This window comes from Pseudovibrio sp. W64 (assembly GCF_001623145.1).
In the GTDB taxonomy this organism is placed as follows: Bacteria; Pseudomonadota; Alphaproteobacteria; order Rhizobiales; family Stappiaceae; genus Pseudovibrio.
On the sequence record NZ_LMCI01000008.1, the window covers coordinates 288,305 to 304,531 of the forward strand.

The window sequence follows — 16,227 nt, forward strand, 5'->3', positions numbered from 1 at the left end:
ACACGAACCAGTCAGAGTGGTTGCGTGTCAGGGATGAAGGAACTGTTTTAGCAAGGAAACTTGCTGGAATAAGCCATTGTCCTTCCAGGAAACTGGCTATCGTGTCTTTCAGGATAAGAGGCGATGTTGTCCATACCAAAATGCCCGGGCAAGGCGACAGCCAATGCCGAAGACTCATAACCAATAAAATGCGCAGGCACTGCCTGCTCACCTTGCCCTCCCCATTTTGGGAGTTTCACGTGAAAACACCGCCGGACATTTCCAGCGGTGCTAAAGCTGTTTGCAAAACAGGAAGGCTCACGCTGCCGCCTTCTCCTTGAACATGTGAAGCCGATCCGTATCTTCCCACTGCAATCTATAGCCAAGCTGCTCAATGAACACCTTCGCAGGGTGGGTCTTGATCGGGTTGAACGTCCACTGGCTAAAGCCCTTGCGCTGAATATCCTCCTCCGTGCGCTCAAGCAGATACTTCGCCAAACCATAGCGGCGAAAATCCGGATGCACATACACGTTGAAGATATGGGCACTGTCATTCAGAAGCCCCCAATAGCAATAGCCTTTGATGTCATCCGCCATTTCAGCGGCAAAAGTGCGCAACAAAGCCTCTTCCATCCGCTTGCGATGCACAGCCTCACACGTCTTCCACCGCTCAAAGTTCTGCGGTTCCAGCTCCGCCATATAATGCGCTTCAAGCTCCAACAAAGCCGGAAGGTCCTTCGCTTCAGACACCCTGATTATGGGAACAACCATCTGCGATCCCTCTTATGTCACCATTGTAACTTTGCCCGTATCAAGGTCATACACCCCACCAACCACCTTCAACGTCCCCGCCTTGAAGTGCTTGTCCAAAATAGGCGATGCCTGCTGCAAAGCCGTCACGCCCCACTGTACATTGGCTTTGATGGCATTAACGAGAACATCCCCCTTCTCACCCTGCGCCTGCTGCACAGGAGGCCGAAGAAGCTCAACAAGCGTTTGAATATGACCGGGAAACTGGTTGCCACTCTGAACAGAAGAAATCGCCGCCTTCACAGCACCGCACTTCTCGTGACCCAGCACCATGATGAGCTGCGTACCAAGCACATCAACACAAAACTCAAGGCTCGCAAGCCCTTCCGGCGTCACAACATTACCGGCGACACGCACGACAAAGAGATCCCCACGCCCCGTATCAAACGCCAGCTCCGGCGCCACACGGGAATCCGCACAGCCAAGGATCGCCGCAAACGGGTTCTGCCCAGCAGCCAGTGCAGCACGTGTACTCTGGAAATCAGCAGGAGAGATATTCCCCTCAACATAGCGCTTGTTACCATCCATCAAACGCTTAAGAGCAGCCTCACCACCAATCTCGTTTTTAGGAATAGGCGGCTCCTGCGCACTGGCAGACGAAACAGCACCAACACCACCCGTTGCCAAAGCGGCACCAAACACACCAGCTGTTTTCAGAAACTTGCGGCGCGCTGGTGATCCAACCAAACCCGCTTTGTCATTGCACATCCAACACATAGGCTTCTCCTGGCCAAACAACAAAAGTTGCAGCCAGCCTAAGAGCCCATTCTGGACATTCTGTTGTTGAATTGAATGAAACAGCCCTAAACGAAAAGAACTCGCAATCGCACCTAAATTTCTCTTTCCAGCCGCGGACCAATTTCTCTGAATTCGTTATTAAGATAAAAACTCAGCGTTATTTTCCAGGCTGGCTGATGCGGCGCTCCCACTTCCAGGTAAGGCCAGTCCATCTCCTGCCCCTTCAACACCGCCTGCTGCAGTAGTATCTTGCCAACTCCGGCACACCGGCCAGACGGCACAACGTAAAACTCGACAATTTCACCAAACCTGCCACCAGCATAAATGGCCTTCTTTTCCGACAGTGTAATGAGCCCGAGAAGCTCCCCCTGAGACCGCGCCAGATAAGCCCAATAGCGAGAGCCATCGTCGGACAGAATATCCTCAGCCGTCATTTTGAACTGCCCGACATCAAGCTCATCTTCCGGCCAAAGTTCGCTTTCCATCGCAAAGACGAGTTCACCCAAGCGATGCGCATCCGCTTCTCTGGCAGGTTCCACTGTAATCTCATCGAATATCACGGACCCATCTCCCTGATCTCAAGTCGCGATGACCAGCCTACCAATTTTCAGAGCATCCACCTATTCTCAAAACTGGGAGAATTTAGCCGTAAAACTCTAATGCTGTGAGGCCGCCTGATTATTCCCCTCAACAATGATGAAGCTATACTCGAACGGATATTCTGACCAATGATAGTAAGGCGCAGCTTCCTTATGGATTTCACTGTTAGGGATCGGCTTGCCTTTAAGCTTCTGATAAAGGGCAGACATGTTCTCAGGGACAGCCTTGGAGTGCCCCTTCCAAAGGATCGCAACCGGATAGGCGTAATTGATATCGATTCCGGAATACTCTGGAATGGTTACTGCCCAACCCGGTTTCAGGTCGCCAATGTTACCCGCAATGCTGTGAGACGTAGTCAGAACACTTCGCACACCATACTGCGCCAGCGTATCAACAATTGCCTGAGAAGGAAGCGAATGCGCACTTGGCTTTTTAAAACTGCCAAAAGCAAAGTTGAAGGGAATGAGCACAACGATCAGCACTGCCAGCACACTAGCTGTTCCAAGAATGATCTTGGCCTGACGTATTGAGACCTCAGCAAACAGCCACAGCGAAGCAACCAGCGGAGCAAGAAACAGGATTGGCTGAAGCCATCGATCTTTCACATTGGTCGCGCCACTTGCAACAACAGACACAGCAGCAATAACCAGCCCAAAGATAACGACAAGCGTGAGAAGTTTGCGAATGGTCTCATTCACATATTGGTCGTGCTGCTCAGCATCCTTCCAATAAAAGCTCGTCGCCCATGCGCAAAAGAACAGGACCACAGCCACAATGACAAACTGCAAAGCTGCATTTACCAGAGAGATAAACCCGGTCAGAAAATGCCGTTCAACCTTTTCGATTCCGAACTTATGGACACGTGCATAGATGAGGTCCTGGTTCTCAAACATCCAGAAAGCAGGAGGAAGCAAAAGCACGACGGCAACAGCAGCAGAACCAAGAATGTATTTTGAACGTAGGAACTTGCGCCCGTCCTCAATGCAAAAGCCAGCTACGATCAAAGCGACAAGCAAAAACATATAGTTGTATTTGGAAAGTGCACCTGCTGCGATCACAACACCAAACACAACAGCACGCCACCAGCTTGGTTTTTCGATGCAGGTCAGGAAGAGATAAACCGTCCATGCAGAACACGCGAACATCAAAACTGAATGGCTCAACGCCCGCTGCGATTCCCAGGAGATCTGCGGCAGAAAGATAAGTGAGGCCGTCCCGATAGCTGCCAACGTCGGATCAGAGGCCTTCCGCGCTGTGAGCCAAACACCCAGATAGCCGAGAAACAACAAGGTGTTTTTAAGAAGAGCCGTTGCAAAGAGCCCTTCTCCAAACACCCAGAAGAAAGCGATTGTCAGCCAAGTATAAAGTGGCGGCTGCGGGCCATATCCAAGCTGAAAACTCTGAGCCGCAATAATCTGCTCCGCTTCATCCAGGCCCAATACGGGAGACGCAAAATAACGAGTAATGGTCTGGACAATGAAGTATCCGGCAAGAAGCCAGACAAAGTGTTTCGCGATGAACGTAGCCCAGTTATCCGAGACTATGACGCGTTGAAGTTTGGGAAGGAACCCTTGATCTTGCAGCATCTGCACCATGCGCAGTTATCGACGCTTTTGCGCCTTGTTTTCGTTCCCTCCATCATACCAATTACAACTAAGCATTGGCTTTCAGCTTTAATTAAAACCAGCGGCCAATAAAAAAGCCTTCGCAAGCATAACCTGCGAAGGCCTAGAATTTATAAAGGATGCTGCCCTTTAGTGACGGAAGTGGCGCATTCCAGTAACGACCATTGCCAAGCCAGCTTCATCAGCAGCTTTGATCACTTCATCATCACGCATGGAACCACCTGGCTGAATAACAGCAGTGGCACCAGCCTCAGCAGCAGAAAGCAAACCATCAGCGAACGGGAAGAACGCATCAGACGCAACCACACAACCTTTGGTCAACGGCTCAGCAAGGCCAGCAGCCTCAGCGGCATCCTCAGCTTTGCGGGCTGCGATGCGAGCACTGTCAACGCGGCTCATCTGCCCTGCTCCAATGCCAACAGTTGCGCCGTCTTTGACGTAGACAATCGCATTGGATTTCACATGCTTGCCAACACGGAAGGCCATTTTCAGATCTGCCAGTTCCTGATCAGACGGAGCACGCTTTGTCACCACCTTGAGATCCAGATCATCAACAACACCGCTGTCGCGATCCTGAACCAGCAAGCCACCAGAAACAGTCTTCACAAACAGACCCTTGGCGCGCGGATCAGAAAGACCATTCGTCAGGAGCAAGCGCAGGTTCTTTTTCTTCGCAACCAGCTCAATCGCTTCTTCTGTCGCATCAGGAGCGATAATCACCTCAGTGAAGATCTTGGTAATCTCAGAAGCAGCATCCGCATCCAGTGTCCCGTTGAGCGCAACAATGCCGCCAAACGCAGAAACCGGATCACACGCCAGCGCCTTCTCGTAGGCTTCCTTCAGCGTAGGCGCTTCAGCAACACCGCATGGGTTCGCATGCTTGATGATAGCAACAGCTGCCGTACGAGCCGGATCAAACTCGGAAACAAGCTCAAACGCTGCATCCGTATCATTGATGTTGTTGTAAGAGAGCTGCTTACCCTGCACCTGACGAGCCGTCGCCACACCTGGGCGCTTCTCACCAGTTACATAAAAGCCTGCTGCCTGATGCGGGTTCTCACCATAACGCATCACTTCGTTCAGCGTACCGCCAATCGCGCGATAATCCGGAGCTGCCTCATCAATCTGCTCTGCCATCCAGTTGGAAACAGCAGCATCATAAGCAGCGGTACGAGCAAAAGCCTTCTGCGCCAGCTTCTTACGAAGAGCAATCGGAGACTGACCGTTATGCGTATCCAGCGCCACAACCACAGCAGCATAATCAGCTGGGTCAACAACAGTGGTTACATAGGCATGGTTCTTGGCAGCAGCGCGTGTCATCGCCGGACCACCAATATCGATGTTCTCGACACCGTTTGCGTAGTCAGCACCAGATGCAACCGTATCTTCAAATGGATAAAGGTTCACACAAAGCAGGTCGATACCAGTGATGCCATGCTCATCCATCGCAGCAACATGCTCAGCATCATCACGAATGCTCAGCAATCCGCCATGCACCATAGGATGAAGCGTTTTAACACGGCCATCCATGATTTCAGGAAAACCAGTAACCTCGGAAATATCTTTAACTGGGAGGCCAGCCTCAGCAATCGTTTTGCGAGTTCCGCCTGTTGAGATCAGCTCAACTCCACGTTCGGAAAGCGCTTTCGCAAACTCAACAAGACCGGTTTTATCGGAGACAGAAAGAAGCGCACGCTTAACCGATACGAGTTCAGGTATCGGAACGCCTTTGGAGACAACGGCCATGGGTAAAAGCCTACTCTCTTAGAGAAAATGGAAGGGTTTTGACGCCCGCCAAATAACACTTATTCACAGCTGTGGGAACCCATTTTATGGGGATCGAGAGCGGTTTGACGGGTAACCTTTAGGAGCAGTTTACATCCCCTAAAGGCCAAGAGCACAAATGACGTTAGGTCTTCCGCCGCGCCTTGGCAGAGGCTGTCTTTCTTAGCATCCAGGTCACACTCAGCGCTTCTTTTACACCAACACTAAGAACAATCTGCTGCGTTTGACGGTGACCGAAAACGTCTGACAGGTAGATTGATTCCTCAACAGAGAACTCAATCCCATCAGCAGAAAACTCCCAGGCTTCACCATCCGCACACTGCAAAACAACAGCATCACCCAATGGCAACATGGTGCAGCTTACCTGTGGGTGTAGATGGAAGCGGATCGTGACTGTCTCTTCCTCTGTCTTGTCAGACGTTGGCTTGAACCGGTCAATTCCATCCAGAACTGTTCCATCACGCGACAGCGTCAGATCACGTTCATGAACAATGCCATAGCGCTCTACATAGCCATCATGGCTCGCAATCACACGGTCAGAAAGGTCCGTGTCCTGTCGCTCCGCTTCAACATCTTTGGGACCGGATAACACCGGATTACCCAACACCTTATCAAAACGAGAGGACGTCAGAAAACGGCAAGAAGACGTATCGCCAATCCCGGCTGTCGAATGTGCAGCAGTGGAACGAGCCACCATCTTCCAGGCAACTTGCTCTCGTGTAGAGACGCCACAGTTCACCACAATGCGATTGCGCTTTGAGGAGAACTCAAAGGAGAGGCAACCAGCATGCGTATTGCTAGAGAAGCGCGTTGGCGGCGGCGCTCCCACATCAATCATCACAAGGCTATCACCACCAGTGAGACGCTGATAACCGGAATGCGGTGCACTAACAGGCGGTGTTCCACGTGCATCATCATAAGCAAGGATGGTCGCAACCACATCACCCGGAGTAGAAGCCATGCCATTGAAATGAGCAAAGGATCCATCACCATGACGGAAGAAGCGGATCATCGGCATCATGCGGTCAATGGATTCCATCATGACTGGAGACACCGTTTGCCCCTGCATCACAAGCGCCTGGCGGATTGGCAGCAGATCAACAAGGATCTCAATAATCGCACCGGGATGCCGGGAGATATGACCACCATCCGGCAAGATTTGACGCTTCAATTCCTGATCAAGGCGTTTCAGAGCTTGTTTAACGTGACGCCCCTGCCCATCCATGGAAACCGTTGCACAAGCATTCGCCATGGCAACTGTCAGACGCGGCAAGCCATCCGGCGCTTTGTTCATAGTCCGGCGTAGATAGCGCACCTGCCGGTACAGCGACCGCATGAAGGCACGATAGAAATCCGCTTCACATCCGGTCAGCAATAACGGAGATTGAGCCATCCAGCTCAACACGCGGCGCGCAACAACTTCCTGCTTCCAGCCGCTATCATGCCAGCGACCACAGGACCTAATCCAGTCCTCAACCAAGGCACGGGCATTTTGCTGTGCCATGTTGGTCTCAGCAGCACGTAAATGGCGAAGCCATGAAAACCCATGCAGCGCTTTTGACCATTGGAGATTTGGCGGCTCAACATCAAACGGAGATTGCCCACCCACTTCAACCAGATGCCCAGCAAACAGGAACCGGCCAGCATAAATATCAGCGGCGTTTGTAGCATCTGCAGTGCGCAGATCCTGAGGAGCAATAAGCAGACGCGATGGCGCACTTCCAAACGAGAACAAGCGGAACATAGATCCCCCTCGCGCCCAGTTCAGACTGTTTTGAGCCATGTTTTGTGTCAAAAGACTAAGGATTCTAAGTCTTTCAGACACCGTTGCGCCCGTCATACCCCTTCAGCACTCCATTAGAGCGTATCCCCGAAAAGCAGTTTCGGTTTCAGATAAGGATACGCACAAAAACAAAGATTTAGAGCGTGAGCAAGAAAGCGATTTGCAACAACACGCTCTAAACAAACTTAACAAATGGTTTGCGCCCAAGCTCTTTAAATCTCGTTAACCATACCCACTTTGCGCAAATCCATGGTGACATTCCACCAGCTCTTTTTAAGAGAGACGCAAACGAGCCGCGAAAAAGCCATCCAGACCACCGGATGTTTTACGTGAGGATGGGTTCTGACCTGGCATCGCACGAAAGTCGCCTTGAGAATTAATCGCCTCAGCAACGCCGCCCAGCTCTTCAGCTGTAACAGGCACACGCTGCACCTCAGGATGCTCCAGCAACAAGCGCTGAACTTGCAGCTCGCCCTCTTCCTGTTCCAGTGAACAGGTGCAGTAAACAAGAGTTCCGCCCGACTTCAACCAACCTAGTGCTTTTTCAAGCAATTCGTACTGCAGGTCAGCAAGCTTGAGCACATCATCTTCACGCTTCAGCCATGCCACATCTGGGTGACGGCGAATGGTACCGGTGGCAGAGCAAGGTGCATCCAGCAAGATCGCATCGAACAGATCAACCGGCACAAACTCACGAAGATCAGAAACTTCAGTCTCAGCTTCCAAACCAACGCGCTTCAGGTTCTGTGTCAAGCGCTGCAAACGACGGGCTGAGATATCGACAGCCGTTACATCGGCGCCAGCGGCGGCAAGCTGCATGGTCTTACCACCGGGGGCAGCACACAAATCTGCAACTACTTTGCCTTTGATATCACCTAGCAAGCGGGCTGGAACAGCAGCTGCAGCATCCTGAACCCACCATTTGCCATCTTCAAAGCCTTCCAGCTTTTCAATCGGCCCATCTGGCTGCAAGCGTACGGAGTAACCCAGCTGAACTTCACCACCCAGCTTTTCTGCCCAATCATCACGGTCTGCTGGCACGCTCAGGTCCAGATACGGCTCCTGCATATGCGCAGAGGACATCGCACGCGCAGCTTCTTCGCCATAAACTTCGCACCAGCGTGCAAACATCCAATCAGGAGCATTCAGCTTCGCAGTATCTTGTTCAGCAATAATCGCTGCACCTTCACGTGTTGCACGGCGTAGAACAGCATTGACGAGGTTTTTATACGGCTTGGCACGTGCATCACGGCCAGCGAGCGTCACAGCAAGGGAAACCGCTGCGTGATCCGGCACGGACATAAAGAACAACTGCGCCATGGCAACATGAAGAATGTCCAGAACACGACCGGTTTTCTCAGGAATAGGACGGTCAAGAAAGCGATCAACCACATCCTGAATCTGACCACGGCGACGCAGCGCAGTGCCAATAATTGCACGAACAAGCGCTCGATCATTCGGCTCAAGGCGTTTATAGCCCGGATGACCGTTGTTTAGATCAAGCTCGCCATCCAGTGGCATGCGCTTGCTCAAAACTTTACCAATCAGATCGGTGGCAGCCTTACGAGCTGCGTAGCCGGGATCTTTAAAGGTACCCTCTACGCTCTCCGTTTCAGAAGCTCTGTCATTGTCTCTTGGAGTCTTCGGTGCTCCAGAACGCTTTCTCCCCTTGAACTTGGAGTTTCTGTCCTGAGAGGATGTATTCTTACGCTCTGCGCTCATCGTTGATCCATGTATTCCAGAATGTGTCGCCAGACCTTCGGCGCCATCTATTCTTTTAAAGATGCATTCTTGTGTGAAGAGCCTCACTCAGAGGCCAACCGGTTTCATCAGGTTCCACTAGAGTTTCGGCGGATTACTGCCAGTTGTAACCAAAGGAGAACTGTCAAATCCTGCTCGGCTAACCACAGAACCTTTAATATTGCAAAGACAATTTGGGAAGCGCGAATAGTTATTCAGGTAAACACGGTACAATCAACAAAGCAAATGCGAGAGACGGTTCGCATTCGCAGATTTCCCTTGCTTTTAGCCCCATGGCCCTTTGGGCTTCCGCGGTTCATCACGTCTAGGTTGGTCATTCCCACCGCGCTGGCCTGATTGGCGGGATGCTCCCCATGGGCCACTTGGGCGACGTGTTTCACGCTGCGGCTGAGCTTGCGACGTCTCGCGCACGTTAAAATGACCACCACCGCCAGAACTACGTGTTTCAGTAAAGCCAGCTTCAGAAGCCATCTGACGAAGCGCAGCAATCCGGTTATCTGTGTTCGGGTGTGTCGAGAACAGGTTGTCCATATTCTGACCGGAAAGCGGATTGATGATGAACATATGCGCCGTTGCAGGGTTATGTTCTGCGTCTTCGTTTACAACCCGCGCCGCGCCACCAGCAATCTTATGCAAAGCGGAAGCAAGCCAAAGCGGGTTACCACAAATCTGCGCACCCATACGGTCAGCCGCATATTCGCGCGTTCTGGAAATCGCCATCTGAACCAAAGCCGCCGCCATCGGTGCAAGGATCATCATCAAAATCGACCCAATCAGACCAAGCGGATTGTTGCGGTTTCCGCCAAAGAAAAGCGCAAAGTTCGCCAGCATGGAGATCGCACCAGCAATCGTCGCAGTGATTGTCATGATCAGCGTGTCACGGTTTTTCACGTGCGCTAACTCGTGCGCCATCACGCCCGCAACTTCTTCTTTGGAAAGAGAGTTCAGAAGACCAGTCGTTGCTGCAACTGCCGCATTCTCAGGGTTTCGGCCTGTCGCAAACGCATTGGGCTGCGGGTTGTTGATCACATAAACCTTTGGCATCGGCAGCTCAGCACGTGCCGCCATGGAACGAACCATGCCATAGAGCTCCGGGGCCTGTCGTTCATCCACTTCCTGTGCATGGTGCATGGACAGAACCATGCGATCCGAGTTCCAATAGGAGAAGATGTTCATGCCGCCGGCGATCAATAGAGCAATCAGCATGCCGGTTTGGCCGCCAAGCATGAAGCCAATACCCATAAACAAAGCGGTCATCGCCGCAAGCAGCATACCGGTCCGTACATAGTTCATGGTTTCAATGCTCCAATCTGTTCTCTTAGTTCGCCAATTCTACCGGTCATCCACCAATGAACGCAGTGCCCATTGCAAAATACAGGCTCTCGCGCCTATATCTAAGCCTACGCGATCATTGTGAAACTACCACTACCAGCTTAAGTGGTAGCTCCAAATGGCAAACGCAAGCTTACAACAGCGATAAGCAGCATCAGCCAACGGGGATTGAAATGGAAAAAAACAACAAATCAGCCGTCGAAAACTTTAAAACACAAGAAGTCGATACGACGGAGCAGATTGAAGAAGCGCCAAAAAAACGCGGGTTTGAAGACCTACCCCCTGCCGCCCAACGTGCTTTAAAAGAAGCTGAAGAGCGCCGCGCAGAGATCGACACAGCCCAAAAAGAAATGCCGAAAGAGCTCAATGGCCGTGGTGGTCTGGACCCTGCCCGCTACAGCGATTGGGAAGTCAAAGGCATTACCAGCGATTTCTAGAACGTATTCCCGACTGGTGGTTCCGGCTATCTGATAAGACGACGCACGGAGCCAGCCCTCTAGAAAATCCTAAACCACCGGACGATCGCAAACAGTCCCACGCCGAAAATAATCAGAAGCCCGCTGACAATACTAAACGCAACCGGGTCATGACTGCCCGGGATGCCGCCGACATTAATACCCAGCAAACCAGTCACAAAGCTAAGCGGCAAAAACACAACGGCAATTGCCGCCATCATCAGCATGTAGCGGTTGGTGTTCTCTGATCGTTTAAACATGATCTGATCGTGAACTATTTCTGCCCGTTCACGGATAGCATCCATCTCCTCGGCAATTCGAAGGGCCCGGTCACCCGCCTCACGAACGCGACGTTTGTTGATCCGATTGACCCACTCAAACTTCTCAATCTCAAAATTCCTCAAGATATCCAGATGCGCCAGCATGCTGCGCCTGACAATGGTTGCTAATCGACGAACCTGCGCAAGTTCGCTTTCCCAAGGGTGGTCTCCTGTCTCCAGCACCACATCCTCAAGATGATCGATCCTGTCCTGAAGCACTTCAACCATTTCTTCAGCACGTTCCGCAATCGCCAACACCAATCGAGCCCAGAATTCTGCCGTGCTTTCTGGTGGCACACGGGTCTTGAACCCCTCAAGTAAACTTTGAAAAACATCCAGCGGATCGTGCCAGATGCAGATCATCCGCTTAGCATCCACCCAGATCTGGGCACATTCCATGTCGCCGCTTTCTTGTTTGGGCAACTCATTGAAAACGTTGATGGCAATAAACGCCCCTCTTGTGCGCACATGGCAATGCGGACGCACCTCTCGGGCTAAAAGATCATCGATATCGCTGTGTTCCAGCCCAACTTCTTCAAGAAACTCGCGGTTCTGAGCGGCAATCCGCTGCAAATAAGCCCAATAAAATTCGTCGGGCTCCAGCTCATAGTCACGCAACTGTTCTAACGTGAGTCTGCGCATGCCTTTTGACTTGGAAAAAACAATGACAAATGAGGAATCCAAATGAATATGGCTCGCCTCAATGTTTTCTGTGGTTTGTGCCATTTCGACAAATCTCGGCCCAAGTTCGATCCTAACTCAGCACACACATCAAAACCCACACTTCTAAAAAATCAGATGACAAACCCCAGAAGAAACACCTATTCAGCTTAGCGCACAGTAAATTGGTTAACAGCCAATTTACCAAAAAACACTAGAGTTTTGGTGCTCCGAGCATTTGTTGTAAATCATTCCTGCGAGAATTCTTGTGTCCACGAAAGAAATTGAGAAAAAATCTAGCGGAGGAAACCCGTTTCAGCGGCTGAATCAGCAGCTCGCTGGAATCGAACCGGGTCTTGATCCAATTGTCATGACAATCGGTGAACCGCGTCATGAACCTCCAAGCTACGTCATTGAAGTACTTGAAGAAAATCAGAGCGGCTTCCGCAAGTATCCAGCAATTCGTGGCACTGATGAATTCCGTGCAGCTGTTGGCAAATGGGTCAAAAACCGTTTTCAACTCTCTGATGCTTTCGATCCGGACAAAAGCGTTATTCCGCTCAACGGCTCTCGCGAAGGTCTTGTCTTTGGCTGTGTTTGCGCACGCGATTATCTAAAGAAAGACGGCAAGCCGGCTGTTATTTTGCCGAACCCGTTTTACCAATCCTATGGTGCTGGCGCTCATATTGCGGGTGCTGACGAAATTCTTTTGCCAGAACCAGCAGACGGAGTTCTGCCAAATCTGGATGCCATCGATCCAGCTTTGCTCGACCGCACCGTCGCATACTATTTCGCGTCCCCCGCCAACCCACAAGGCACCGTTGCGCCTATGGAATATTGGCAAAAGCTCATCAAGCTGGCACGCAAACACGACTTTCTGCTCTTTGCTGATGAGTGCTATTCTGAGATCTATCGCGACACGCCTCCAACAGGCATTTTGGAAGCAGCTGAAGCTCTTGATGGCACGCTGAAAAATGTCGTGACATTCAACTCACTGTCCAAACGCTCCAACCTCCCCGGCGCACGATGTGGCTTTGCTGCCGGAGATCCGGAGTTCATCCAGTTCTTCGCAGATTTCCGCAACGTTGCAGCACCACAGGTCCCAATGCCTGTGCAAGCGCTCGCCGTACGCGCGTTCGGTGACGAAGGACACGTGATCGAAAACCGCCGCCTCTACAATGAAAAGTATGACGCCGCTGAGGAAATGTTGTCTCCTCTGTTTGGCTCAGTACGCAAAGAAGGTGGTTTCTTCCTCTGGCTGGATGTATCCCGCTGGGGTTCAGGAACACAGATCGCTGAAAAGCTCTGGCGCGAAGTGGGCGTGAAGTCCCTCCCAGGAGCTTACATCGCCTCGGATATGCCGGACGGTTCCAACCCCGGTGATAAATACATCCGCCTCGCCCTCGTTGAATCTTTGGAAGTCAGCAAGGAAGCTTTCCGAAGAATTTTGGACTCTCTGGAGTAATTGAATGCGTCAGGCTGCTGCAATGCAACGACCAAAAGCAAGCTCTGTTTCACTGGCTGATACAGAGAGCCCGATCAAGCGCTTTATCAAAAGCAACATAATCGTCATTGGTGGCGCGGTGATACTCGTCATCGGTCTCTGTGTGGCGGCAGCCCTCGCAACATGGTCAACGGACGACCCAAGCTTGAATCACGCAACCAATGCGGAGATTCATAATGCACTGGGTCAGACTGGAGCCATTGTTGCAGACGTTCTGATGCAGACAATCGGGCTGGCAACAGCTGTCTTTCTAGTGCCCATCTTCATCTGGGGTTGGCGCCTGTCTCTCAAATATACATCTGGTGTCACCCGCAAACGCTTTCTGACATGGCTTGTCGGAACCGTGCTGTTTGCAGGTGGTCTGGCGGCCATTCCAATTCCATCAAGCTGGCCATTGCCAACAGGACTTGGCGGTTTCCTTGGCGACTGGATTTTCTCAGTTCCAACCGCAATCCTGCCAGAGCTCTCAACCGGCATGAGAACCCTGACCGGTGCTGTCGGTCTTGGTCTGCCTTCAATTGTGCTATTAGCTTACGCAGCTGGCCTCATCGGCAAAGACCCAACCCCTGCAGAATTCGCCGAAGACGAAACTGTTGAGGATGAATACACTCCTCACGAAGCGTTGCCGTTTACGGAAGATTCTGAGGAAGACTATGACGGCGAAAACAACCGCTATTATGCAATCATTGGCGCGCTAAGCCACTGGAAGCTCATGGCAACCAGCGCGATCCAGCGCACGGTCTTCAAGCGCAAGCTGGTCACTGAGCAAAATTGGCAAGAAGAAGATTATGCAGCAGCTCCGCATGATCCAAACCAGCCTCAGCAACCTGAATACTACGAAGAAGAACAGCACGATCCGCAGGCAGACCAACAGTGGGAAGAGCACGAAGCTGATGAGGACGAGCCCGCTGAAAAAGGCGGACTGGTTTCCCGTTTAAGACGCAAAGTAGCGGCCAAGCTTATGCCTGTCGAAGACGATGGCCTCAGCGATTACTATCAGCAGGAAGATCAGGCTGAGCGGTCAGATGTGCAGTTTGACCCACAACACGACAACACCCAACATTACGCTGCACAAAACGAGCACTATCCTGAAGAACAGTGGGAGCCAGTTCCTGCAGGCGAACCCGTTTATGATGAACAGGGATATGTGCTCGGACCAGATGAATACCATGAGGGCGAAGACCTTCATCTCGGCCCTCAGCCAGATGCACCGATCGGCATTGCAAGTCCTGATGAGCAAGAACCACCAATGCAGGCGGCGCCTCAACAACAGCCACCACGCCCTGCTCCGGGACGCTCTGTACCGCGCCCGTTTGCTCAGGAAAAAAGATCTACCGCAATTATCAAACAACCACCGTTTGAGTTGCCAAGCATTGAACTGCTCGCTGAGCCTCAAGCCGATGGCAAACAACGCCTGAGCAAAGATGCGCTTGAGCAAAACGCCCGTATTCTGGAAGGCGTGCTGGGTGACTTTGGCGTCCGTGGTGAAATCATCGCAGTTCGCCCGGGACCTGTTGTCACGCTTTACGAACTGGAACCAGCTCCGGGTATCAAATCTTCCCGCGTTATTGGCCTGGCAGACGACATCGCCCGTTCCATGAGCGCGATCTCTGCACGTGTAGCCGTTATTCCGGGCAAAAACGCCATCGGTATCGAGCTGCCAAACGCCAAGCGCGAAACCGTATACCTTCGTGAACTTCTGGATTCTGAGGACTTTGACGCGTCCAAGGCAAAGCTGGCTATGGCACTCGGTAAAACCATTAATGGTGAAGCTGTCATCGCCGACCTTGCCCGCATGCCTCACTTGCTCGTCGCAGGTACCACTGGCTCCGGTAAGTCCGTTTCTGTAAACACCATGATCCTCTCCTTGCTCTACAGGCTCACCCCTGAGCAGTGCAAGATGATCATGATCGATCCAAAGATGCTGGAACTGTCCATTTATGACGGCATCCCGCACCTTCTCACCCCTGTTGTGACCGATCCAAACAAAGCTGTTGTGGCTTTGAAATGGACCGTTCGTGAGATGGAAGATCGCTACAAGAAAATGTCCAAGATGGGCGTGCGCAATATCGACGGGTACAACACCCGCATTGAGCAAGCCATGAAGAAGGGCGAAAGCTTCACCCGAACCGTTCAGACCGGCTTTGACAAAAACACTGGCGAGCCAATCTTCGAAGAAGAAGAACTGCCAATGGAGAAAATGCCGTACATCGTCGTGGTCGTCGATGAGATGGCTGATCTCATGATGGTGGCCGGTAAGGACATCGAGGGCGCAATCCAGCGTCTGGCACAGATGGCCCGTGCAGCTGGTATCCACTTGATCATGGCAACCCAGCGCCCATCCGTGGACGTCATCACCGGTACTATTAAAGCCAACTTCCCAACCCGTATTTCGTTCCAGGTGACGTCTAAGATCGACAGTCGCACAATCCTTGGCGAAATGGGCGCAGAACAGCTGCTTGGTATGGGTGACATGCTTTACATGGCTGCTGGCGGTAGAACCCAACGTGTTCACGGTCCATTCGTCGCTGATGATGAGGTGGAAGACATCGTCTCACACCTCAAAGAGCAAGGAACACCAACTTATCTCTCTGACGTGACTGAAGACGCTGATTCTGAAGGCGGTTACGACGCTCTGACCCAAGGCTCCGGCAACGCAACCAACGACCTGTTCGATCAGGCCGTCGCAATCGTTGCCAGAGACCGCAAAGCATCAACCTCCTACATTCAGCGCCGCCTCTCAATCGGCTACAACCGCGCTGCCTCTCTCATTGAGCGCATGGAGCAGGAAGGCATGATCAGCCCAGCGAACCATGCCGGTAAGCGCGAGATCCTGCTTCCAGAAAACGGCGAACAGTTCTGATACCTCTCTTAC

Annotated in this window: 13 protein-coding genes; 3 read left to right on the forward strand and 10 right to left on the reverse strand. The window is 51.9% G+C overall.

The genetic code is table 11. The features are described from left to right. The 9 genes from PsW64_RS27745 to htpX all read right to left on the reverse strand — a co-directional run. Positions 1-211: hypothetical protein (locus tag PsW64_RS27745; RefSeq protein ID WP_206599542.1), on the reverse strand; the 211-nt coding region annotated here is incomplete at its 3' end. A gap of 86 nt (positions 212-297) precedes the next feature. Beyond that, positions 298-750 carry a GNAT family N-acetyltransferase gene (locus tag PsW64_RS05675; protein WP_057464672.1) on the reverse strand — a complete coding sequence of 151 codons (453 nt, stop codon included), beginning with the start codon at positions 748-750 and terminating at the stop codon, positions 298-300. A 12-nt stretch (positions 751-762) separates the two neighbouring features. Beyond that, positions 763-1,497, reverse strand: a complete 735-nt coding sequence (locus PsW64_RS05680; RefSeq protein ID WP_063302984.1) for a carbonic anhydrase — start codon at positions 1,495-1,497, stop codon at positions 763-765. Between the two features lie 122 nt (positions 1,498-1,619). After that, positions 1,620-2,087: a GNAT family N-acetyltransferase gene (locus PsW64_RS05685; protein WP_208980587.1), complete on the reverse strand. Its 468-nt coding sequence runs from the start codon at positions 2,085-2,087 to the stop codon at positions 1,620-1,622. A 96-nt stretch (positions 2,088-2,183) separates the two neighbouring features. Next, positions 2,184-3,713, reverse strand: coding sequence for an ArnT family glycosyltransferase (locus tag PsW64_RS05690; RefSeq protein ID WP_063291305.1), 1,530 nt, complete (start codon positions 3,711-3,713; stop codon positions 2,184-2,186). Between the two features lie 168 nt (positions 3,714-3,881). Beyond that, complete coding sequence (purH, locus tag PsW64_RS05695; protein ID WP_063291265.1) at positions 3,882-5,498, reverse strand: bifunctional phosphoribosylaminoimidazolecarboxamide formyltransferase/IMP cyclohydrolase; 1,617 nt, start codon at positions 5,496-5,498, stop codon at positions 3,882-3,884. 163 nt (positions 5,499-5,661) lie between these two features. Continuing rightward, entirely contained in the window at positions 5,662-7,320 is a 1,659-nt protein-coding gene (locus tag PsW64_RS05700; RefSeq protein WP_063291264.1) for a heparinase II/III family protein, read from the reverse strand. A gap of 273 nt (positions 7,321-7,593) precedes the next feature. Continuing rightward, on the reverse strand, positions 7,594-9,042 hold the full coding sequence (rsmB, locus tag PsW64_RS05710; RefSeq protein ID WP_082831021.1) for a 16S rRNA (cytosine(967)-C(5))-methyltransferase RsmB: 1,449 nt from the start codon (positions 9,040-9,042) through the stop codon (positions 7,594-7,596). A 303-nt stretch (positions 9,043-9,345) separates the two neighbouring features. After that, positions 9,346-10,374, reverse strand: a complete 1,029-nt coding sequence (htpX, locus tag PsW64_RS05715; RefSeq protein WP_063302985.1) for a zinc metalloprotease HtpX — start codon at positions 10,372-10,374, stop codon at positions 9,346-9,348. 212 nt (positions 10,375-10,586) lie between these two features. Between htpX and PsW64_RS05720 the strand changes: the two genes are divergently transcribed. Beyond that, a complete protein-coding gene (locus tag PsW64_RS05720; protein WP_063302986.1) occupies positions 10,587-10,850 on the forward strand; it encodes a DUF1674 domain-containing protein in 264 nt (87 codons plus the stop codon). Between the two features lie 59 nt (positions 10,851-10,909). Here PsW64_RS05720 and PsW64_RS05725 read toward each other — a convergent pair whose 3' ends face one another. Then, positions 10,910-11,914, reverse strand: coding sequence for a CorA family divalent cation transporter (locus PsW64_RS05725; protein ID WP_063291262.1), 1,005 nt, complete (start codon positions 11,912-11,914; stop codon positions 10,910-10,912). Positions 11,915-12,116: 202 nt separating this feature from the next. On the opposite strand from PsW64_RS05725, the gene PsW64_RS05730 reads away from it, so the two are divergent. Together PsW64_RS05730 and PsW64_RS05735 are read left to right on the forward strand one after the other, a co-directional pair. Then, the gene (locus tag PsW64_RS05730) at positions 12,117-13,313 is read left to right on the forward strand and encodes an aminotransferase class I/II-fold pyridoxal phosphate-dependent enzyme (protein ID WP_063302987.1); all 1,197 of its coding nucleotides are present in this window, start codon (positions 12,117-12,119) and stop codon (positions 13,311-13,313) included. 4 nt (positions 13,314-13,317) lie between these two features. Beyond that, entirely contained in the window at positions 13,318-16,215 is a 2,898-nt protein-coding gene (locus PsW64_RS05735; RefSeq protein WP_063302988.1) for a DNA translocase FtsK, read from the forward strand. The last annotated feature ends 12 nt before the right edge of the window (positions 16,216-16,227 follow it).

What these genes read in the sequence shown, in the direction of transcription:
- PsW64_RS05675 (WP_057464672.1), bottom strand. Translation starts at nt 750, where the DNA reads ATGGTTGTTCCCATAATCAGGGTGTCTGAAGCGAAGGACCTTCCGGCT.
- PsW64_RS05680 (WP_063302984.1), bottom strand. Translation starts at nt 1,497, where the DNA reads ATGTGCAATGACAAAGCGGGTTTGGTTGGATCACCAGCGCGCCGCAAG.
- PsW64_RS05690 (WP_063291305.1), bottom strand. Translation starts at nt 3,713, where the DNA reads ATGCTGCAAGATCAAGGGTTCCTTCCCAAACTTCAACGCGTCATAGTC.
- purH (WP_063291265.1), bottom strand. Translation starts at nt 5,498, where the DNA reads ATGGCCGTTGTCTCCAAAGGCGTTCCGATACCTGAACTCGTATCGGTT.
- PsW64_RS05700 (WP_063291264.1), bottom strand. Translation starts at nt 7,320, where the DNA reads ATGGCTCAAAACAGTCTGAACTGGGCGCGAGGGGGATCTATGTTCCGC.
- rsmB (WP_082831021.1), bottom strand. Translation starts at nt 9,042, where the DNA reads ATGAGCGCAGAGCGTAAGAATACATCCTCTCAGGACAGAAACTCCAAG.
- htpX (WP_063302985.1), bottom strand. Translation starts at nt 10,374, where the DNA reads ATGAACTATGTACGGACCGGTATGCTGCTTGCGGCGATGACCGCTTTG.
- PsW64_RS05720 (WP_063302986.1), top strand. Translation starts at nt 10,587, where the DNA reads ATGGAAAAAAACAACAAATCAGCCGTCGAAAACTTTAAAACACAAGAA.
- PsW64_RS05725 (WP_063291262.1), bottom strand. Translation starts at nt 11,914, where the DNA reads ATGGCACAAACCACAGAAAACATTGAGGCGAGCCATATTCATTTGGAT.
- PsW64_RS05735 (WP_063302988.1), top strand. Translation starts at nt 13,318, where the DNA reads ATGCGTCAGGCTGCTGCAATGCAACGACCAAAAGCAAGCTCTGTTTCA.